The organism is Chromobacterium sp. Beijing (assembly GCF_021496765.1).
In the GTDB taxonomy this organism is placed as follows: domain Bacteria; phylum Pseudomonadota; class Gammaproteobacteria; order Burkholderiales; family Chromobacteriaceae; genus Chromobacterium.
In genome coordinates, this window is sequence record NZ_CP053750.1 from 4,681,436 (window position 1) to 4,700,448 (window position 19,013).

Genomic DNA, 19,013 nt, shown 5'->3' on the forward strand with positions numbered 1-19,013 from the left:
GCTTTTTCCTTTCTTATGCTGAACGATCCCATCGACCTGAACGCCGTGCGGCGGGTGCTGGTCATCAAGCTGCGCCACCACGGCGACGTGCTGCTGACTTCTCCACTGTTTTCCGCGCTGCAACAGCAGGCGCCGCATCTGGAGATCGACGCGCTGGTTTACCACGACACCCGGGAAATGCTGAGTCTGCATCCGGCTATCGCGCAACTGCACACCATAGATCGCGGCTGGAAAAAACGGGGGCCGCTGGGCCAGGCCCGGGCCGAACTGGCCCTGCTGAGCCAGTTGCGCGCCCGCGGCTACGATCTGGTGATCACGCTGACCGAGCATAATCGAGGCGCCTGGCTGGCGCGTCTGCTTGCGCCGCGCTGGTCCGTAGGCCCGCAGGGCCCTTACGGCCGCTTCTTCAAAAAGAGCTTCACCCACCGTTATTTGCAGGTGCCGGGCAATCGCCGCCACACGATTGAAATTCATCTGGACGCCTTGCGGCGCATCGGCGTGTATCCGGACGCAAGCCAGCGCGAGCTGGTTCTGGTGCCGGGGCACAACGCCGAGGCCACGCTGGCGGCCAAGCTGGCCGAGCGCGGTCTGCGGCCCGGCGCTTACATCCTGGTGCATCCGACCTCGCGCTGGTCGTTCAAGAGCTGGCCGGCGGAGAAAATGAGCGCCTTGATCGATGCCTTGAGCGCGCGCGGCGAACAACTGGTCTTGTCGGCCGCGCCGGGCGCGGAAGAAATGGCGATGATCGCCGACATCGAAGCGCGGCTGGAACGGCCGGTGGCCAGCCTGGCCGGCGCGCTGAGCTTGAAGGAGTTGGCGGCGGCGATAGACCAGGCGCGTTTGTACATAGGCGTGGATTCGGTGCCCATGCATATCGCCTCGGCGATGAAAACGCCGTGCGTGGCCTTGTTCGGGCCATCTGGAGATATCGAATGGGGGCCGTGGCAGGTGCCGCACCGCGTGGTGTCCGAGCCCATGCCCTGTCGCCCCTGCGGCAACGCCGGTTGCGGCGGAGGCTGGCAAAGCGAATGCCTGCAGCGCATCGATGTGGACACGGTGCTTGCGGCGGTGGATGCGGTCTTGAAGGAAAGCGCATGAAGCGGCTGGCGATTATCCGGCAGAAGTACAATCCGGCGGGCGGCGCGGAACGTATCGTCAGCGCCATCGTCAAGCAATTGCAGACCGGCGGGGAGTTCCGTCCGCTATTGATCAGCCGCAATTGGGAGAGCCTGCCGGGCGTGGAAACGCTGCGGGTCAAGCCGTTTTATCTGGGCAGCGTCTGGCGCGACTGGAGCTTCGCCCGCGCCGCGCGCGCCGCATGGACGCAGGCCGGCGCCGATCTGGTTCAGTCGCACGAGCGCATTCCCGGCTGCCATGTGTTCCGCGCCGGCGACGGCGTGCACGCGGCCTGGCTGGACGCGCGGCTGGAAGGCCGGCCCTGGTGGCGGCGGCTGAGCACCTTTTGCAATCCTTACCACCATTTCATGCTGCGCACTGAGCGCGCGATGTTCCGGCATCCGGCCTTGCGCGCGGTGATTTGCAATTCGGCCTTGGTGCGCGACGACGTGGTCGGCCGTTTCGGCGTGGATCCGAAGCGCTGCGCGGTGATCCACAACGGCGTGGACAGCGGGTTTTTCAATCCGGCGGCGGCGCGCGAGCAGAGGGCGGCGCTGCGCGAGCGTTACGGCATTCCGCCGGAGGCGCCGACGCTGGTCTACGTGGGGTCCGGTTTCGAGCGCAAGGGCGTGGCGCAGGCGCTACGCGCCGTCGCGCCGCACGCCGCCGTGCATCTGGTGGTGGTGGGCGGAGACAAGAAGCTGGCGCGCTATCAGCGGCTGGCGGCCCGGCTGGGTTTGTCCGAGCGCGCGCACTTCACCGGTCCGCAGCGCGATGTGCGCAGCCATTACGGGCTGGCGGACGGCTTCATCCTGCCGACGCTGTACGAGCCGTTTGGGTCGGTGGTGATCGAGGCGATGGCCTGCGGTTTGCCGGTGCTGACCAGCATGCGTTGCGGTGGCGCGGAGCTGCTGGAGCCGGGCGTCACCGGCTGGTTGGCCGCGGCGGGAGACGCCGCCGCTTGGCAAGACAATGTGGCTGCCTGGCTGGCCGCGCGCGCGGACTGGCCGCGCAGCGGCGAGCTTGCGCGCGCGCGGGTGGCGGGGTTGAGCGAGGGCGCTATGGTGGCGCAGATGCTGGCCTTGTACCGGGAGCTGTCGCTTGGCGACGGCGAAGGCGGGGCCGGAGAATGAGGCCGGGACGTTTCCCCGGGCGTTTGCTGATTTTCACGGCGCTGTTGCTGAGGCTGCCCTGGCAATGGCTGCGCCGCAAGCCGGATCCCGAGCGCACGCGTCGGGTATTGATCCTGCATCAGTTTCTGCTGGGCGACGCCTTGATGGCGACCAGTCTGTTGGCCAAGGCGCGCGAGCGTTTTCCCAAGGCGGAGATCGTGCTGGCCTGTCCGCCGGGACAAGCGCCGCTGTATGCGTCGCGGCCGTACGGCATTCGGCCGCTGCCCTGGCAGCCGCGCGACTTCGCCTCGATTCGGCGCTTGTTCGCCGAGGCGCGTTTCGATATCGCCTACCTGATGGGCGAAAACCGGCTCAGCTTTCTCGCCCGCGCGATAGGCGCCCGCTGGATCGTGGGCTTTGCCGGCGAAACGCCGCGCTATAAAAACTGGCTGCTGGACGAGGCGGTGGCGTACGCCGGGCAGCCGGAAGCCTGGACCGATACCGCCGCGCGCTTGATCGACGGACCCGAGCCCCAGCCGTTTCGTTTGCGGGATTGGCCGGTAGCGGCTGAAGGGCTGCCGCCCTTGCCGCCGCGTTTCGTCGTACTGCACGTGGGCGCGAGTTCGGCGACCCGCTTCTGGCCCGCGGCCAGTTGGAACCGGGTCGCGGCCACGGCTCGGGCTTGCCGTTGCGTGGTGTTGTGGTCGTGCGGGCCAGGGGAGCAGCATCTGCTATCGGCCGTCGAGCTGGGGCCGGACGATATCGTCATGGCCGGCACGCTGAGCCTGGCGCAATTGCGCGCCGTCTTGAGCCGCGCCCGCGCCTGCGTGTGTCCGGACACCGGCATCGCGCATCTGGCCAAAGTGGCGGGCGCGCCCTTGCTGATGTTGTTCGGGCCGGGCAGCGAGACCTTGTTCGGCGCGAGCCGGTTTTTCGCCGGCTTCGCCTGCGTCGGCGTCGGCCCGGCGTGGTTTCCTTGCCGCAATCAGCGCAGCGTGCATTATCGCGATGTCGATTGGGCCTTGCGTTGTTTCAGAAAATTTGGCGATCAGGCCGGCGAATGCCGCCAGGCGCAGTGTATGGCGGCGCTGCCTGCCGGGCAGGTGGCCGAAACTTTGGAAAAACTTCTGCATGAATGATCATCTGAGCATAGAGCCGCGCTGGCATAGCCGTTTGGCCATCGGCCTGTCCTTGTTGTTTCTGACCTTGGCCAGCGTGTCTCATACGATTGCGCTGCGTTATGTGATCCTGTTGTTGATGCTGGTCCTGGTGGCGAAAGACTATCCCGAACTCAAACGCCACTGGCGCGAGCAGCGCGGGCCTGTCGCGGCCATCGGCGCGTTCCTGTTGTTCGCCTGGCTGCATAGCGTGTCGCTCTCGATGTGGCCGGAAGCCTCCGCCGGCGAGTTCCGCAGCCAGCTATTGATGGGAGGCTTGTGGTTTGTGGCGGGCCTGGCTTTGTTCCGCCCCCTCGGCGCTGGACGATTTCGGACTTGGTCATCCTCGCCGGTTGCGTCTTGGCCTTGACCGAGTTTAGCCATGGCGCTTATGTCTATCTGACTACGGGCTTGTGGCCGTATAACGAGGTGTACACCACCGCCACCAAGCTGGAATTCACCTTCTTCATGAACTTTGTATTGGCCTTCGTCGTGGCCGCGTTTTGCTTTGGACAACGCGGGACCCATCCGCTCACGCGCTTTCCCCGCTGGTCGCTATGCTTGGCTGCGGCTTTGATTCTGTTTGTCAGCCTCAAGGCGGGCGCGCGCAACGGCATGATCGGTCTTGTCTACCTGATGCTGTCCATGCTGCTGGTGTATTCCGTGTTTGAAGGGCTGAAGATAGGCTGGGGCAAGACTTTGCTCATTGCCGGCGTGGTCCTGGCCGCGGCGGGCAGCATCGCCGCGTATACGATCAAGCAGGATAGCCGGAATCAGGTGTTTGTGGAGTCGGCGACTGCCGGATGGCACTATGCCGACACCAAGGCCTGGCTGCGGATGGAGCCCTATCCTAAGTTGTCAAATGGCATGCCGGTAGATGATTCTGCTTATGAGCGAGTGGCCTGGATTCACAGCGGCCTGGACCTCATCGCGGCCAAGCCCATGGGTTATGGCTATAGCCGCAACGCCTTCACCAATGCGCTGACGGCGACGGGGCACCCCAATCAGGTGGGCCACAGCCACAGCGGTTTCATCGACCTTGGCGTGGGCCTGGGCGTGATCGGCGTCGCGCTGTGGCTGGCGTTTTGCGGCGTGCTGATCTGGACCGGCTATCGGGCCTTCCGTCTGCGCCGCGACACCTTGGGTCTGGTCTTGATGTTGGTGACCTGCGGCTTTCTCGGACGCATGTTGCTGGAAAGCGTGAACAAGGATCATATGCTGCATCTCTTCTTGTTCACCGCCGCCGCCTTGCTGGCGGAGTTGAGACAGCGGGAGAAAGGCGCCGCGCATGCGTGATTGGGTGCTGTTCACCGAGTCTTCCCCCAATGTCGGCGGGCAGGAGTTGCAGTTGATGCAGCAGATGCGCCTGCTGGGAGAGCGCGGTTTTCGTACGGTGCTGGCCTGCCGGCCGCAGACGCGAGTGATGGAGGTGGCTTGTCAACGCGGGCTGGAGGTGCTGCCGCTGCGCTTTCGCAACAGCCTCCACATGCCGTCCATCTTGGCCTTGAGCGCTTGGATGCGCCGTCATCGTCCGCGGCTGGCCATTTGCCACAGCGGCCACGACAGCAATAATCTGGCCATTGCCGCGCGGCTAATGGGGTGCGGCCGGCCCTTTCTGCTGCGCTCGCGCACTTATCAGCCGGGTCAGGCGTCGGCCTGGAGCTATAACCAGCTGATGGACGCGACCATGTTGCCCAGCGCCTATCTGAAGCGTTGTTTGCTGGAGAACCCGGCCATCCGCCCTGAAAAGCTGCATGTGGTCTATCCCGGCATTGATTTCTCCGCCTTGGATCAGGCCGCCGCGCAGCCCTTGCCGGCGGAGCTGGAGCAATGGCTGTCCCGTTCTTCCGGCCCTCTGCTGGTGCAGGCGGCGATGTTGCGCGGCGAGAAGGGGCACAGGACGGTGTTGGCGGCCTTGGACTTGCTGAGAGACAAGTGGCCGGATGCGCGTTATCTGATTGCCGGAGAAGGGCCGGAGCAGCAGGCGATCGCCGGGCTGGCGCGGCAGTTGGGTTTGCAGGATAGAGTGTTGTTGGCCGGGGTGGTGAGCCCGGTGGCCGCCTTGTTGGCGCGCGCCGACCTGGTGTTGATGCCGTCCAGCTACGAGCCGCTGGGCATGTCGCAGATCGAGGCGCTGGGCCTGGGCGTGCCGGTGATCGCCAGCGACACCGGCGGCATTCCCGAGACCATGCGCAATGGCGAAACCGGCGTGTTGGCGCCGCCGGAGGATAGCGCCGCCTGGGCCGCGGCGATCGACCAGGCGCTGAGCCGGCCGGAGATGATGAAAGCCTGGGCGCAAGCCGGGCGCGTCGATGTGCGCGCCCGCTTCGCGCCGGAGCGGAACGTGCGGCGGATCCTGGAACTCAGCGGCCTGGATGCGCCGGGGATTTGACGACTGGCTTGATGACCGCCCGCGGACGCGGGCGTTGGATGATAGGAACGAATGAAGAATTCTTTGCAAAGCAACTGGGCAATTTATCGCCGTTTGCTGGGATATTTGGGCCGTTACTGGAAGGTCTTCCTGATCTCGCTGGTGTCGATGACGGTGGCGGCCTTGACCGAGCCGGCCTTCGCCCGCCTGATGAAGCCCTTGATCGACAGCGGTTTCGTCAACCGCGATCCGCATGCGATCGCCTGGGTGCCCTTGGCCATCATTGGCGTGTTCGCGGTGCGCGGCGTCACCAGCTTTATCAATGAATACACCTCCAGCTGGCTGACCGGCCACTTGGTGCAGACGCTGCGCGAACAGATGTTCGCCAAGATGCTGCGTCTGCCGGTGCAATACTATGCCGACAACCAGTCCGGCCGTCTGGTGTCGCGGATTTCCTACGACGTCAACCAGGTGACCGAAGCCGGCTTCAGCGTGATCACGGTCACGGTCAAGGACGGCGTCACCGCGGTCAGCCTGCTGGCCTGGCTGCTGTATATAGACTGGCAACTGACCTTGATCTGCTTGCTGGTGCTGCCGATTGTCTCCCTGTGCATGCGGGTGGTGGGCAAGCGCCTGCGCAATCTATCGCGCGAGAACCAGCAGAATATGGCCATGTTGACCCAGGTGCTGGGCGAGGGCATCAGCTGCCAGCGCGTGATCAAGGTCTATGGCGGCGAAGCGCGCGAGAGCGAGCGTTTTCAGCAGGCGGCGGCGGCCATCCGCCGCAATGCGGTCAAGCAGAGCGCGGCCACGTCCGCCAACACCGGCATCACGCAGTTGATGATTGCCTGCGCGCTGGCCGCCATCCTGTATTTCGCCACGCTGCGTGCCCAGGGCGGCGCTTTCACCGCCGGGGACTTCATGTCCTTTTTGACCGCGATGATGTTGTTGTTCGCGCCGGTCAAGCGCATCACCGGCATTGCCCAGGCGATGCAACGCGGCTTGGCGGCGGCGGAGTCGGTCTTCGATTTTCTCGATCTGCCGGAAGAGCCCGATCACGGCCGCACCGCCTTGCCGCGCACGCGCGGCAAGCTGCAGCTCTCGGGAGTGAACTTCCGCTATCCGACGGCGGAGCGGCAGGTGCTGCGCGACATCAATTTGCAGGTCCATCCCGGCGAGACCGTCGCCCTGGTGGGCTCGTCCGGCAGCGGCAAAACCACCTTGGTCAGCTTGATTCCGCGGTTTTACGATCCGGACGGCGGCGAGATCCGTCTGGACGATGTGCGCCTGCAGGACATGCCCTTGAGCGATCTACGCCGGCATATCGCCATGGTCAGCCAGGACGTGGTGCTGTTCAACGACAGCGTGGCGGCCAATATCGCCTACGGCGAAGCCTCGTTCAGTCGCGAGGCGGTGGTGGAGGCCGCGCGCGCGGCCAATGCGCTGGAGTTCATCGAGGCGATGCCGGAAGGGTTCGATACCCTGATTGGCGAAAACGGCGTGCGTCTGTCCGGCGGACAGCGTCAGCGGCTGGCGATTGCCCGCGCTTTGTTGAAGAACGCGCCCTTGCTGATTCTGGACGAGGCGACTTCGGCGCTGGACACCCAGTCCGAGCGGCTGGTGCAGAGCGCGCTGGAAAATCTGATGAAGAACCGCACCACCATTGTGATCGCCCATCGGCTGTCGACGATAGAGAACGCCGACCGCATCGTGGTGATGCATCAGGGCGAGATCGCCGAAGAGGGCTCGCACGCGCAGTTGCTCGCGCGCGACGGGCTCTACGCCAAGCTGCACAGCCTGCAGTTCAAGGACGAGGACGCCGCCGCGGATTGAGCGGGCGCTGCGACGAAATCAAGCCGGCCAGGGCGGGAGCCATGGCCGGCTTGACTGCATCGAGGACTCAGAACGCGTTTACGACTCGCAAGCTAAGACGTCAGAGTTTGATTTCGAACAGCGGATCTTGCGGCGCCAGCCGACGACCGTTTTCCTGAATGGTGTGCCAGACCGGCTGGCCTTGCACTTGGGATTGAACGTCGCGCGCCAGCGAGCAATAGGCTTCGCGATTGCATTCGCTGGAATAGGCCCGCAACAAGGTGACCTTGGCCGGCAGATCGTCCGGATTGTCTCGCAGCGAATCTTTCAGCACCCGCACCGCGTCGCGGGTGCGGCCGTAGGCGAGAAAAACCTCCGCCTCGCCCACCGGATCGATGCCGCGTTGACACGGCTTGGTGTAACGTACTTTCTTCCATAAGAATCGCAGGGCGTAATATCCCGCCATCAGTCCAAAACTGGCGGCAAACGCGCTCAACGCTACCATGTGGCTTCTCCCCTTCCGCTTTGCAACGACTTGGCCTCGCCGGCGGCTCCCCGACATTGTGCGCTCTGGCTTCAAGCTTTGCGCGGGGTGTCCCTGCCGGCCTTCTCCATCTCCAGTAGATTCATTATTCTGATGAAGCGGCGCAAGCGGCAATCCGTAGAAATCCTTATTGAATCTGTACCGATGCCGTTTGAACGCTAACTATTATTGTTCAGTATTTTCTCGAGTATCGCAGAGGGCAGGCCGGCCTGAATAGCGGCTTGGCCCAGTTGTTGCAATAGTACGAACCGGATGGTGCCGGCTTCCACCTTCTTGTCGTGGCTCATCAGCTCCAGCCAGCGCGCCAGCGGCATCTGCGGGCTCTTGACCGGCAGGCCGGCGGCGGCCACCAGGCTGCGCACGCGTTCGACGTCGGCGGCGGACAGCCAGCCCAATTCGGCGGACGCGGCGGCGGCCAGCACCATGCCGGCGCCTATGGCTTCGCCATGCAGCCAGACGCCGTAGCCCAGGCCGGCCTCGATGGCGTGGCCGAAGGTGTGGCCCAGGTTGAGCAGCGCGCGCACGCCGTGCTCTTTTTCATCCTGGCCGACGATGTCCGCCTTCATCTCGCAGCTGCGCTTGACCGCGTGTTGCAGCGCGTCGGGATCGCGCGCGCGCAGGCGCGGCATATTGTCCTCCAGCCAGCCGAGGAAGGCGGCGTCGCCCAGCAGGCCGTACTTGATCACCTCGGCGAGGCCGGCGGACAGCTCGCGTTCCGGCAGCGTATCCAGCAGCGACATATCGGCGATCACCGCCTTGGGCTGGTAGAACGCGCCTATCATGTTCTTGCCCTGCGGATGGTTGATCGCGGTCTTGCCGCCGACCGAGGAGTCGACCTGCGCCAGCAAGGTGGTGGGGATCTGGATGAAGGGCGCGCCGCGTTGATAGCAGGCGGCGGCGAAGCCGGTCATGTCGCCGATGACGCCGCCACCCAGCGCGATCAGGGTGGTCTTGCGTTCGGCGTTGCGCGACAGCAGCGCGTCGAAAATCAGGTTGAGCGTGTTCCAGTCCTTGTGCCGCTCGCCATCCGGCAAGACGACGCTGAAGGAGTCAATCCGGTGTTTGGCCAGCGCCTGTTGCAGCCGGACCAGATACAGCGGCGCCACCGTCTCGTTGCTGACGATGGCGACCTTGGGCAGGGGCAGATGGGGAAGCAGCAACTCGACCTGTTCCAGCAAGTCCCGGCCAATGTGAATCGGGTAACGGGTGTCGGGCAGGATCAGGTCGAGGGTAATCACAATCAGCTTCCTTGTTCGGGACGGTGTTTGGGGGGAGGCCGGCCAATTGCTCCATCAGGCGGGCAACCAGCAGGCTGACATTCTGCTGCGTGGTGTCGACGACGATGTCGGCCACCTCGCGATATAAGGGGTCTCGCTCCTGGAACAGGCTTTCCAGCTTGGCCCTGGGGTCGGCGATCTGCAGCAGGGGACGGTTCTTGTCGTGCAGAGTGCGGGCCAGCAAATCGTCTATCGTGGCGCGCAGATAGATGACGGTGCCGTGCGCCGCCAGGCAGGCGCGGTTTTGCGGACGGATGATGGCGCCGCCGCCGGTGGCCAGCACGATGTTGTCCAGGCGGGCGAGGTCGGCGATGACCGAGGTTTCCCGGTCGCGGAAGCGCAACTCGCCCTCGATATCGAAGATGGTCGCGACGCGTACGCCGGTCCTGGCCTCGATCTCGTGGTCAGAGTCGTAAAAGGTTTTGTCGGTGCGCCGCGCCAAAGCTCGGCCTACCGTGGTCTTGCCCGCGCCCATCAAGCCGACCAGAAAAAAATTGCCTGCCGGTTTCTCCATGGCAGGCATTGTAGCCGAGCTTGGCCGCGCTGTCTTTCGGCGTTGCAGCAGCGCCGGGGGCGCTGCGCAGCCGGGGTTTTTATTGATTATTGCCGCTCAGGTCTTCCACCACGCGCGGCGTGATGAAGACCAGCAATTCAGTGCGGTTATCGTACTTTTGCGAGCTGCGGAACAGCGCGCCCAAGATGGGAATGTCGCCGAGCAGCGGCACTTTATTGACGACATCGCTGATCTGCTGCTGGTAGATGCCGCCGATCACCACCGTGCCGCCGTTCTCCACCAGCACCTGGGTGTTGACCTTCTTGGTGTCCAAGGCCGGGGTGCCGCCCACGCTTAAGGTGGGGCTGACGCTGTCCTTGTTCACCTTGATGTCCAGCATCACGTGATTGTCCGGCGTGATCTGCGGCTTGACGTTCAGGCTGAGCACTGCCTTCTTGAACGAGGTGGAGGTGGCGCCGCTGGACGAGGCTTCCTGGTAGGGAATCTCGGTGCCCTGCTCGATGGTGGCTTCCTGCCGGTCCGCGGTCATGATGCGCGGGCTGGAAATCACTCGGCCTTTGTTCTCGGTCTGCAGCGCCTGCAGTTCCAGGCCGATGATGGCGGATTTGCCCACGCTATAGAGCGCGGTCAGCGAGCCTGCCGGGTTGGTGATTGGCAGGTTGACGCCGGGGGAAATGACATAGGGGGCTTGGGCGGCATTACCCACGATACCTAGGCGGCCATTGGCATTGTTAATTGCATTACCCAACCCGCCGCCGGAAATGATGCCGGTGCCGCCGACGCGGTCGAAGGCCAGCTTGACGCCCAGGTTGCGGCTCCAGTTGTCGGTGGCCTCGACGATGCGCGCCTCGATCAGCACCTGTTTCACCGGCACATCGGTCTTGCCGATGATGTCGCGGATCTTGTCTATGGTGCTGCCGGTGTCGTTGATGATCAGGGTATTGGTCTTGGGGTCGATCAGCGCGCTGCCGCGCTCGGTCAGGATGCTTTCCTTCTTGCCGGTGGTGTTCGTGCCATCCAGCACCTTCTTGAAGTCCTCCGCCGAGCGGTAGCGCAGCACGAAGGTTTCCGAGCGCACCGGCTCCAGCGTGGCCAGTTGCTGCCTGGCCTCCTGCACCTGCTTGTCGCGCGCCAGCAGTTCTTCGCGCGGCGCGATCTGGATGATGTTGCCGGCGCGGCGCTGGTCCAGGCCCTTGGTCTGCAGGATCAGGTCCAGCGCCTGGTCCCAGGGCACGTCTTTCAGCCGCAGCGTGATATTGCCGTTGACGGAATCGCTGGTGACGATGTTGAGGCCGGTGAATTCGGCGATCACCTGCAGGACGGTGCGCACTTCGATGTTCTGGAAGTTCAGCGACAGCTTGTCGCCCTTGTACTGCGGTTTCTGGTTGGCGTCGGCGCTGGCCGCGGACTCCGGCGCCGGCCGGCGGATTTCAACGACCAGCTGCCCGTCGGTCTGGTAGGAGGAGAAGTCCCAGTCTCCCTGCGGCTGAATCTGGATGCGGCTGTTGCCGCCCTGGTTGCGGGCGTCGATCTTGGATACCGGGGTGCCGAAGTCGGCAACGTCCAGCCGGCGCTGGTTCTGCCTGTCCAGCTGAGTGCCCAGCACGTCCACCAGCAATTGCTTGCCTTCGCGGCGGATGTCGACCGGGGTGTTGGCGGACGGCAGTTTGATCTCCACCCTGCCTTCGCCGTTCTTGCCGCGGCGGAAGTCCAGTGCCAGCGGCTGGGCGCCGGCGATCTGGACCGGGCTTGGGCGCGTGGCGCTTTGCGGGCTGGCGGCGGGGCGCTCCACCGGCGTGGCGGCCTGGGCGGCGCTGCCGAGATTCGGGTTCAGCGTAATCCGCAGCGTGTTGCCGGACACGCTGCTGCTGTACAGCGCGTTGCGGCTCAGGCTCAGCACCAGCCGGGAGCGGCCGTTGGCCTCCACCGCCACCGCGGATTTGACCAGCGGGCCGCCGAAGTCCTGCTGCGGCTTGGCCAGCTTGACGCTGGCGCCGGCGAAGTCGAAGGCGATGCGCGGTGGGTTGGCGATGGCGAAGCTGTTGGGCTGGACGGCGGGGCCGTCAAAGCTGACCTGCAGCACCTGCTGGTCGCCGTCGCCGTTGGCCAGCTGGATCGCGGTGATCGCCGGACCGGCGTAGGCGAAACCGAACAGCAGGGACAGGCCCAGCCCCGACAACAGTTTGATGGAGTGCTTGCTCATTTGTTTTGCCCTTGTTCGTCCAGGTACATGCTGCTGTTGCGCTGCACCCATTCTCCGTTCAAATCTTCCACGGTCTCAGTCAACTGGATGTCCGTGTCGCCGACTTTCTTGATCTGGCCGAAATTGGGGCCGACGAAATTGCCGGCCTGAACGCGGTAAATCGAGCCTTCGGGCGTGCGCACCAGGCCGTAGTTGGCGCCGCCGCGGCGGATGACGCCGACAATCTTCAACTTGTCCAGATCGTAGTTTTCCAGCGCCTCGCGCGGCCGTTTCATATCCGGCGCGTTCGCCAGGTTCTGATTCTTGGCCGCGGCGAGCTTCTGCGCGTTGAAGGGGTCGAGCAAGTCGAAGGCCTGGTAGGCGAACGGCTGGTAGGACTGCGCCTGGGGCAGCGGCTCGATCTGGCCGCGCAGGCCCTGGGTGCTGGTTTGCATCCACTGGCGCAGATCGTCGGTGTCGCCGCTGCCGCAGGCGGCAAGCAGCAAGGGCAGTAAGCAAGCGAGAGTTCTTGTCATGGGCTGTGCGGCTCACTTGTTGGGAGGGGCCGCCTGCGCGGTCCGCTCCTCGGGCTCCAGCGCGCGGAAAGTCTTGGCGGTGGCGTCCATGGTCAGGCGCGCGCCTTTGGGATCCGGCGTCAGGCTGATGTCGGCTATGGTGACGATGCGGGACAGCTGCGCCACATCGCTGACGAAGGCGGCCAGGTCGTTATAGCTGCCGGTCAGGCGAATGGTGATCGGCACTTCCGCCATCTCGGCCGTCTTGATTTCCGGGTTGGGCCGGAACAGCTCGAACTGTAGCCCGCGGCCGATGCCGGCCTGGTTGATCTCGGTCAACAGCGTGTCCATGTTCGACTTGGTCGGCAGCTGCTTGAGCAGGGCGCCGAAGGAGGCGTCGATTTCCTTCAACTGCTGTTGCAGCGCGTCCAGGTTGACCGCCTGGCGCTTCTTGTCGACATAAGTCTGCTTGAGCTGCTCTTCCTGTTGCTTGGCGGCGTTGAGGCGGTCCAGTTCCTCGCTGAGCACGAAGAAATAACCGAGGCCGACGAAACAGGCGACCAGCAGCGCCAGCGCGATGGCCTGGCCTTGCAACGGCCAGTTGGTGATGTCCTTGGGGTCCAGCGTGCGCAATTCGTCCAGCGTCATGGCTTGGCTCCGGGTGAGGCGGGCTTGCCGGCTTTGGGCGGGGCGGCTTCGCGCAGGCTGCAGTTCAGGGTGAATTCGTTGGCGCGCTGGCCGTTGATGTTGGAGGCCTTCACTTCGACCAGCACCGGCGCGTCAAAGACGTTGGATTGGGCCAGGCTGCGCATATAGTTGGAGACCCGCGCGCCGGACAAGGCGTAGCCGGACAGCGAGAACTGGTTGCCGGCCTGCTTGAAGCTTCTCAGATAGACGCCGTCCGGGGTTTGGCGCACCAGTTGGTCGAAGACGTGCACGCCTTCGTTGCGGCCCTGTTCCAGCCGTTCCACCAGCTGTTTGCGCGACAGCAGATCGTCACGCTGCTTCTTCAAGGTGCCGATATTCTTGATCTGGTTGTCCAGTTTGGCGATTTCGCCCTGCAGGAAATCATTGCGCTGCTGCTGGTGGGACAGGCGGCCGCCGATGATCAGATAGCTGAGCACCACCAGGGCCAGCGAAGCCACCAGCGTCAGGCCCAGCATCACCTGGAAGCGCAGCCGGTGCGCGGCTTTTTTCTGTTCGCGGTGGGGGAGGAGGTTGATGCGTATCATCAGTCGAACCTCCGCATGGCCAGGCCGCAGGCCACCAGCAAGGCCGGCGCGTCCATCAGCAATTCCTTGAGGCGGATGTGGCTGGACTGCACCATGGTGCTGAACGGATTGGCGATCATGGTGCTGATCTGGGTGCGGCCGGCCACCGCGTCGTCCAGGCCCGGCAGCATGCTGCAGCCGCCGGCCAGCAGGATGTAGTCGACGCGCAGGTATTGCGACACGCTGACCGTGGTGTAGAAGAACTGCAGCGCGCGCTGTATCTCCTGGGCCAGAGAATCGACGAAGGGATGCATCAGTTCGGATTCATAGCCGTCCGGCAGGCTCATCCCGCGTTTGCCGCTTTCCGCCTCTTCATAGCTGATGCCGTAGCGGCGCTGGATGTCGCGCGTCAGTTGCTGGCCGCCGAACACTTGTTCGCGATAATAGACTTGCTGGTTGTTGCGGATGACGTTGCAGTGGATGCGGGTGGCGCCGATGTCGAACAGGGCGAAGGTCTGGTTCATGCCCTGTTCCGGCAATTGCTGTTCGACCTGCTCGAAGGCCGTCATCATGGCGAAGGATTCGACGTCCACCACCTGGGCGCGCAGGCCGGCCATCTCCACCACCGCCACGCGCTCCTCCACCTTCTCTTTGCGGGCGGCGCAGAGCAGCACTTCCAGATCGTCGATGCTGGACGGCGCCGGCCCCAGCACCTGATGGTCCAGATTCACCTCTTCCAGCGGGAAGGGAATGCTCTGATTGGCTTCGGATTCGATCAATTCCGCCAGGTTGTCGGTCTGGCTGACCGGCACCAGCAGCTTCTTGTAAATCGCCATCGCCGTGGGGATGGCGATGGCGACGTGGCGGGTGGGGCTGCCCAGCCGTTTCCAGGCGCGGCGCAGGGTTTCCGCGATGCCCTCGATATCCACCAGATTGCCGTCGCTGATCGCGTCCTTGGGCAAGGCTTCGATCACATAGCGTTCGACCTGGCAGTTTTTCCCCGAGCGTGAAAGCTCCACCAGTTTGACGGCGGTGCTGCTGATATCCAGTCCCAACATTGGAACATTTTTAGCCTTAGCCAATCCAAGTTGTTCTAGCCAGGGAGGGGCGGCTTTGAGTTTGTCGATGAGCATCAGGTGCCTCGATTGGTCCTATGCGACAGTTTTTTGGCCTGTCGCTGCCATTGTTTGTCTTGCGTGCTTTCACAAGACGTTATAATCCGGTTTCCAGTGAAAGCCCATTGTAAATATGCTAAGACGAATCCTTGCAATACTTGCAGGTCTGTTTCTAGGTGGAGCCGTATTGGTTGCTGGCGCAGGCGCCATTGCAATCATCATAACCTACCCGCGCTTGCCGAGTCTTGATGTACTGACGGACTATCGTCCGAAAATTCCCCTTCGCGTATATTCCGCCGACAATCAACTGATAGGCGAATTCGGCGAAGAGCGTCGTTCCTTCTCCCGCATCCACGAAGTGCCGCAGCTGATGAAACAGGCGGTGATGGCGGCCGAAGACGAGCGTTTCTACCAGCACAGCGGTGTCGATTACGTCGGCGTGGTGCGCGCCGCGGTCGGCAATCTGGTGTCCGGACACGCCCGTTCCGGCGCCAGCACCATCACCATGCAGGTGGCCAAGAACTTCTTCCTGTCCAGCGAGAAAACCTTTACCCGCAAGTTCAATGAAGCGCTGCTGGCCTTCAAGATCGAACACACGCTGAGCAAGGACCAGATCCTGGAGCTGTACTTCAACCAGATCTATCTGGGCCAGCGCGCCTACGGCTTCTCCGCCGCGGCGCAGGCCTATTACGGCAAGCCGCTGGCGGATCTGTCCGTGGCGGAAATGGCGATGCTGGCCGGCCTGCCCAAGGCCCCGTCCGCCTACAACCCCATCGTCAATCCGGACCGCGCCCGTCTGCGTCAGCAATACGTGTTGCGCCGGATGCGCGAGCTTAATTTCATCACCCAGGAGCAATACGACGCCGCCTTGGCCGAGCCGATGAAGCTGGCCAGTCAGAGCGCCGACAGCAGCAGCCAGCCGGCGCAGTATGTGGCGGAAATGGTGCGCCAGGCGATGTACGAGCGCTACCGCGAATCGGCGTACACCGAAGGCTTCAAGGTCTACACCACTCTGGACAGCCGCCATCAGAAATGGGCGTACGACGCCCTGCGCGCCGGCCTGGTGGATTACGACCGCAAAATGGGCTATCGCGGCCCGGAAAGCACGGTGGAACTGTCCGGCGTCGAAGGCGAGCAGCAGACCGAAGCGCTGGACGACGCCATCAGCGAACTGCGCGACAGCGGCGACATGCTGCCGGCCATCGTGTTGTCCGCCAGTCCGTCGGAAGTGCGCGCCTATATGCGCGGCGGCAAGGTGGCGGTGATCAAGGGCAACGGCCTGGACTTCGCGCGCCGCGCGCTGGGCGGCAAGGTCAGCGCCGCGCAGCAGATCCGCCGCGGTTCGGTGATCCGCATCCGCGCGCATGAAAAAGGCTATTGGGAAATCGTGCAGATGCCGGAAGTGGAAGGCGCCTTCGTGTCCATGGACACCCGCAGCGGCGCGATCCGCGCGCTGGTGGGCGGCTTCGACTTCAACCGTCGCAGCTTCAACCATGTGACCCAGGCCTGGCGTCAGCCCGGTTCCACCTTCAAGCCCTTCATCTACTCCGCCGGCATCGAGCGCGGCCTGACGCCGTCTACGATGATCAACGACGCGCCGCTGTCGGTGGTGGGCGCGGACGGTCAGCGCTGGGAGCCCAAGAACGACAACGGCAAATTCGCCGGCATGATCACCATGCGCACCGGCCTGACCCAGTCCAAGAACCTGGTGTCGGTGCGGGTGCTGATGGCCACCGGCACCGATTACGCCCAGCAGTACATCCAGCGTTTCGGCTTCGCCGCCAAGCAGCATCCGGCCTATCTGACCATGGCGCTGGGCGCCGGCGCGGTGACGCCGCTGCAAATGGTGGAGGGCTACTCGGTGTTCGCCAACGGCGGTTACCGCAGCAAAGGCTATTTCATCGACCGCATCGAAGACCAGTCCGGCCGCGTGCTGGCCAAGACCGTGCCCACCGTCGCCGGTCAGAACGCGCCGCAGGCGATAGACCCGCGCAACGCCTTCATCATGAGCTCCATGCTCAAGGACGTGGTGCGCTACGGCACCGGCTACCGCGCGATGAGCCTGGGCCGCACCGATCTGGCCGGCAAGACCGGCACCACCTCGGATTGGAAGGACGCCTGGTTCGTCGGCTACAACCCCAATCTGGTGGCCGCGGCCTGGGTGGGCTTCGATCAGCCGCGCTCGCTGGGCCGTTACGGTTACGGCGGCACCGCGGCGCTGCCGGTATGGATCAACTACATGGCCAACGCGCTCAAGGGCCAGCCGGAAGTAGACATGCCGGTGCCGGAAGGCCTCGTGGTCAAGGCCGGCGCCGGCCAGCGCGGCGGCGACGAGTACTACTACGAAGAGTTCCAGAAGACCAATCCGGAGCTGAAAGTGGACAACCACGGCGCGGTGCCGGGCGCAGGCGGCGACGCCAGCGGCGGCGCCAGCGAGACGCCGGACAAGCCGGCCGCTCAGGATGCGGTGGAGAACGTCAAAGACCAGCTGTTCTAAGAACGTGTTTACGATCTCGCGAGCTAAGGCGAGACAAGGCGAAAACGGCTGAGGAAGCGGAATGTACATACGGTACATGAGCATTTCGAAGCAGTTTTCAACGCAGCATCGCCGACGCGCAGCAGATCGTAAACAGGTTCTAAAAACGTGTTCCATTCAACGCTGCATAGCCCCGCCTTCCGGCGGGCTTTTGCATGGGCGGCTAGCTCAGATCACGCCTTGCGCCAGCATCGCCGCGGCCACCTTGCCGAAGGCCGCCACATTGGCACCGCGGGCGTAGTCGACCGCGCCGTCCGGCTGGCCGCCATGCCGCACGCAGGCCTCGTGAATCTCCTCCATGATCCGGCGCAGCCGGGCGTCCACCTCCTGAGCGCTCCAGGGCAGGTGGGTGGCGTTCTGGCTCATTTCCAGGCCGGACACCGCCACGCCGCCGGCGTTGGACGCCTTGCCGGGCGCGTACAGCGCGCCGGCCCGCTGGAAGCGCTGCGCCGCCTGGGCGGTGCAAGGCATATTGGCGCCTTCCGCCACGCAGCAGCAGCCGTTGGCCAGCAAGGCCTCCGCGTCGTCGGCGTCCAGCTCGTTTTGCGTGGCGCAGGGCAGGGCGATGTCGCAGCGCAGACCCCATGGCCGCTGCCCAACGAGAAAGTCCAGGCCGTGGTCGGCGGCGAAGGCGGCCAGCCGGCCGCGGCGCTGATGCTTATGCTCGATCAAGGCCGCCAGCAAGTCTGGGCTCAGGCCGTCCGGCAGGCTGAGCGCGCCTTCCGAATCCGACAAGCTGACCACCCGGACGCCGAGCGCCAGCAGCTTTTCCGCCGCGTACAGCGCGACGTTGCCGGAGCCGGACAAGGCTGCGCGTTTGCCGGCCAGCGCCTGCCCGCGCGTGGCCAGCATGCGTTCAACGAAATACGCCAAGCCGTAGCCGGTGGCCTCCGGCCGCATCAGGCTGCCGCCGTAGCTGGGGCCTTTGCCGGTGAAAACGCCGGAAAACTGATTGCTCAGCCGCTTGTGCTGCCCGAACAGATAGCCGATCTCGCGCGCGCCGACGCCGATGTCGCCGGCCGGCACATCGGTCTCGGCGCCGATGTGGCGGAACAGCTCGCTGGCGAAAGCCTGGCAAAAACGCATCACCTCGCCCTCGCTCTTGCCCTTGGGGTCGAAGTCCGCGCCGCCCTTGGCGCCGCCCAGCGGCAGGCCGGTCAAGGCGTTCTTGAAGGTTTGTTCGAAAGCCAGGAATTTCAGCGTGCCCAGCGTCACCGAGGGATGAAAGCGCAGACCGCCCTTGTACGGCCCCAGCGCGCTGTTCATCTGCACCCGGTAGCCGCGGTTGACCTGGACGCGGCCGTGATCGTCCACCCAGGACACGCGGAACAGAATGACGCGCTCCGGCTCCAGCAGCCGTTCCAGCAGGCCATGGTCGAAGTGGTGCGGATGACGGCTGAGGAAATCGTCCAGGCTGTGCAGCACTTCCGCCGCCGCCTGATGGAATTCGAACTGTTCCGGGTCGCGCAGGCGGACCCGGTCCAATAAAGTTTGCAGAGCATGATGCATGGACAAGACCTTTGGTCTGGCGGGCCGCGCAGGCGTCGGCGG

Annotated in this window: 16 protein-coding genes and 1 pseudogene; 8 read left to right on the forward strand and 9 right to left on the reverse strand. The window is 64.3% G+C overall.

Going from position 1 to position 19,013, the window contains the following annotated elements; all coding sequences use genetic code 11:
• The first annotated feature begins 15 nt into the window (after positions 1-15).
• Genes rfaQ through msbA form a run of 7 tightly spaced genes read left to right on the forward strand, consistent with a single transcriptional unit; the run spans position 16 to position 7,589 of the window.
• Positions 16-1,098: a putative lipopolysaccharide heptosyltransferase III gene (rfaQ, locus tag HQN78_RS21865; RefSeq protein ID WP_107801982.1), complete on the forward strand. Its 1,083-nt coding sequence runs from the start codon at positions 16-18 to the stop codon at positions 1,096-1,098.
• Positions 1,095-2,249: a glycosyltransferase family 4 protein gene (locus tag HQN78_RS21870; protein ID WP_235086229.1), complete on the forward strand. Its 1,155-nt coding sequence runs from the start codon at positions 1,095-1,097 to the stop codon at positions 2,247-2,249. Before rfaQ ends, HQN78_RS21870 begins: the two co-directional genes overlap by 4 nt.
• Positions 2,246-3,367 (forward strand): glycosyltransferase family 9 protein, encoded by a 1,122-nt coding sequence (locus HQN78_RS21875; RefSeq protein WP_235086232.1) that lies wholly within the window; start codon positions 2,246-2,248, stop codon positions 3,365-3,367. Before HQN78_RS21870 ends, HQN78_RS21875 begins: the two co-directional genes overlap by 4 nt.
• Positions 3,360-3,755 carry a hypothetical protein gene (locus HQN78_RS21880; protein WP_235086235.1) on the forward strand — a complete coding sequence of 132 codons (396 nt, stop codon included), beginning with the start codon at positions 3,360-3,362 and terminating at the stop codon, positions 3,753-3,755. Before HQN78_RS21875 ends, HQN78_RS21880 begins: the two co-directional genes overlap by 8 nt.
• A complete protein-coding gene (locus HQN78_RS21885) occupies positions 3,722-4,681 on the forward strand; it encodes an O-antigen ligase (RefSeq protein WP_235086238.1) in 960 nt (319 codons plus the stop codon). Before HQN78_RS21880 ends, HQN78_RS21885 begins: the two co-directional genes overlap by 34 nt.
• Positions 4,674-5,777, forward strand: coding sequence for a glycosyltransferase family 4 protein (locus HQN78_RS21890; RefSeq protein WP_235086242.1), 1,104 nt, complete (start codon positions 4,674-4,676; stop codon positions 5,775-5,777). Before HQN78_RS21885 ends, HQN78_RS21890 begins: the two co-directional genes overlap by 8 nt.
• Positions 5,778-5,828: 51 nt before the next feature.
• Positions 5,829-7,589 carry a lipid A export permease/ATP-binding protein MsbA gene (gene msbA / locus HQN78_RS21895; protein ID WP_235086245.1) on the forward strand — a complete coding sequence of 587 codons (1,761 nt, stop codon included), beginning with the start codon at positions 5,829-5,831 and terminating at the stop codon, positions 7,587-7,589.
• Positions 7,590-7,689: 100 nt separating this feature from the next.
• Here the strand turns inward: msbA and HQN78_RS21900 are convergent, their stop codons facing one another.
• The 8 genes and pseudogenes from HQN78_RS21900 to HQN78_RS21935 form a co-directional block, all read right to left on the reverse strand.
• Positions 7,690-8,073 (reverse strand): FimV family protein, encoded by a 384-nt coding sequence (locus HQN78_RS21900; RefSeq protein ID WP_227105271.1) that lies wholly within the window; start codon positions 8,071-8,073, stop codon positions 7,690-7,692.
• A gap of 197 nt (positions 8,074-8,270) precedes the next feature.
• On the reverse strand, positions 8,271-9,350 hold the full coding sequence (gene aroB / locus HQN78_RS21905; RefSeq protein WP_235086247.1) for a 3-dehydroquinate synthase: 1,080 nt from the start codon (positions 9,348-9,350) through the stop codon (positions 8,271-8,273).
• 34 nt (positions 9,351-9,384) lie between these two features.
• Positions 9,385-9,912: pseudogene (gene aroK, locus HQN78_RS21910) on the reverse strand (shikimate kinase AroK); the annotation flags it as partial.
• Positions 9,913-9,982: 70 nt separating this feature from the next.
• On the reverse strand, positions 9,983-12,106 hold the full coding sequence (pilQ, locus tag HQN78_RS21915) for a type IV pilus secretin PilQ (RefSeq protein ID WP_235086249.1): 2,124 nt from the start codon (positions 12,104-12,106) through the stop codon (positions 9,983-9,985).
• Positions 12,103-12,621, reverse strand: a complete 519-nt coding sequence (locus HQN78_RS21920) for a pilus assembly protein PilP (RefSeq protein WP_235086251.1) — start codon at positions 12,619-12,621, stop codon at positions 12,103-12,105. The genes pilQ and HQN78_RS21920 overlap by 4 nt, the downstream gene beginning before the upstream one ends.
• A 12-nt stretch (positions 12,622-12,633) precedes the next feature.
• Positions 12,634-13,248 carry a type 4a pilus biogenesis protein PilO gene (locus tag HQN78_RS21925; protein ID WP_235086254.1) on the reverse strand — a complete coding sequence of 205 codons (615 nt, stop codon included), beginning with the start codon at positions 13,246-13,248 and terminating at the stop codon, positions 12,634-12,636.
• On the reverse strand, positions 13,245-13,832 hold the full coding sequence (locus HQN78_RS21930; RefSeq protein ID WP_235086256.1) for a PilN domain-containing protein: 588 nt from the start codon (positions 13,830-13,832) through the stop codon (positions 13,245-13,247). The genes HQN78_RS21925 and HQN78_RS21930 overlap by 4 nt, the downstream gene beginning before the upstream one ends.
• A complete protein-coding gene (locus tag HQN78_RS21935; protein WP_227105261.1) occupies positions 13,832-14,869 on the reverse strand; it encodes a pilus assembly protein PilM in 1,038 nt (345 codons plus the stop codon). Before HQN78_RS21935 ends, HQN78_RS21930 begins: the two co-directional genes overlap by 1 nt.
• A gap of 190 nt (positions 14,870-15,059) precedes the next feature.
• Between HQN78_RS21935 and HQN78_RS21940 the strand changes: the two genes are divergently transcribed.
• The gene (locus HQN78_RS21940) at positions 15,060-17,423 is read left to right on the forward strand and encodes a penicillin-binding protein 1A (RefSeq protein WP_107800721.1); all 2,364 of its coding nucleotides are present in this window, start codon (positions 15,060-15,062) and stop codon (positions 17,421-17,423) included.
• 207 nt (positions 17,424-17,630) lie between these two features.
• Here the strand turns inward: HQN78_RS21940 and gdhA are convergent, their stop codons facing one another.
• Positions 17,631-18,971 (reverse strand): NADP-specific glutamate dehydrogenase, encoded by a 1,341-nt coding sequence (gene gdhA, locus HQN78_RS21945; RefSeq protein WP_227105258.1) that lies wholly within the window; start codon positions 18,969-18,971, stop codon positions 17,631-17,633.
• Between the last annotated feature and the right edge of the window lie 42 nt (positions 18,972-19,013).

Excerpts from the sequence above, each read along its gene's own strand:
- HQN78_RS21940 (WP_107800721.1), top strand. The coding sequence starts at position 15,060 with ATGCTAAGACGAATCCTTGCAATACTTGCAGGTCTGTTTCTAGGTGGA.
- HQN78_RS21870 (WP_235086229.1), top strand. The coding sequence starts at position 1,095 with ATGAAGCGGCTGGCGATTATCCGGCAGAAGTACAATCCGGCGGGCGGC.
- HQN78_RS21920 (WP_235086251.1), bottom strand. The coding sequence starts at position 12,621 with ATGACAAGAACTCTCGCTTGCTTACTGCCCTTGCTGCTTGCCGCCTGC.
- HQN78_RS21900 (WP_227105271.1), bottom strand. The coding sequence starts at position 8,073 with ATGGTAGCGTTGAGCGCGTTTGCCGCCAGTTTTGGACTGATGGCGGGA.
- HQN78_RS21880 (WP_235086235.1), top strand. The coding sequence starts at position 3,360 with ATGAATGATCATCTGAGCATAGAGCCGCGCTGGCATAGCCGTTTGGCC.
- HQN78_RS21925 (WP_235086254.1), bottom strand. The coding sequence starts at position 13,248 with ATGACGCTGGACGAATTGCGCACGCTGGACCCCAAGGACATCACCAAC.
- HQN78_RS21935 (WP_227105261.1), bottom strand. The coding sequence starts at position 14,869 with ATGTTGGGACTGGATATCAGCAGCACCGCCGTCAAACTGGTGGAGCTT.
- msbA (WP_235086245.1), top strand. The coding sequence starts at position 5,829 with ATGAAGAATTCTTTGCAAAGCAACTGGGCAATTTATCGCCGTTTGCTG.
- gdhA (WP_227105258.1), bottom strand. The coding sequence starts at position 18,971 with ATGCATCATGCTCTGCAAACTTTATTGGACCGGGTCCGCCTGCGCGAC.
- HQN78_RS21875 (WP_235086232.1), top strand. The coding sequence starts at position 2,246 with ATGAGGCCGGGACGTTTCCCCGGGCGTTTGCTGATTTTCACGGCGCTG.
- rfaQ (WP_107801982.1), top strand. The coding sequence starts at position 16 with ATGCTGAACGATCCCATCGACCTGAACGCCGTGCGGCGGGTGCTGGTC.
- HQN78_RS21890 (WP_235086242.1), top strand. The coding sequence starts at position 4,674 with ATGCGTGATTGGGTGCTGTTCACCGAGTCTTCCCCCAATGTCGGCGGG.
- HQN78_RS21930 (WP_235086256.1), bottom strand. The coding sequence starts at position 13,832 with ATGATACGCATCAACCTCCTCCCCCACCGCGAACAGAAAAAAGCCGCG.
- pilQ (WP_235086249.1), bottom strand. The coding sequence starts at position 12,106 with ATGAGCAAGCACTCCATCAAACTGTTGTCGGGGCTGGGCCTGTCCCTG.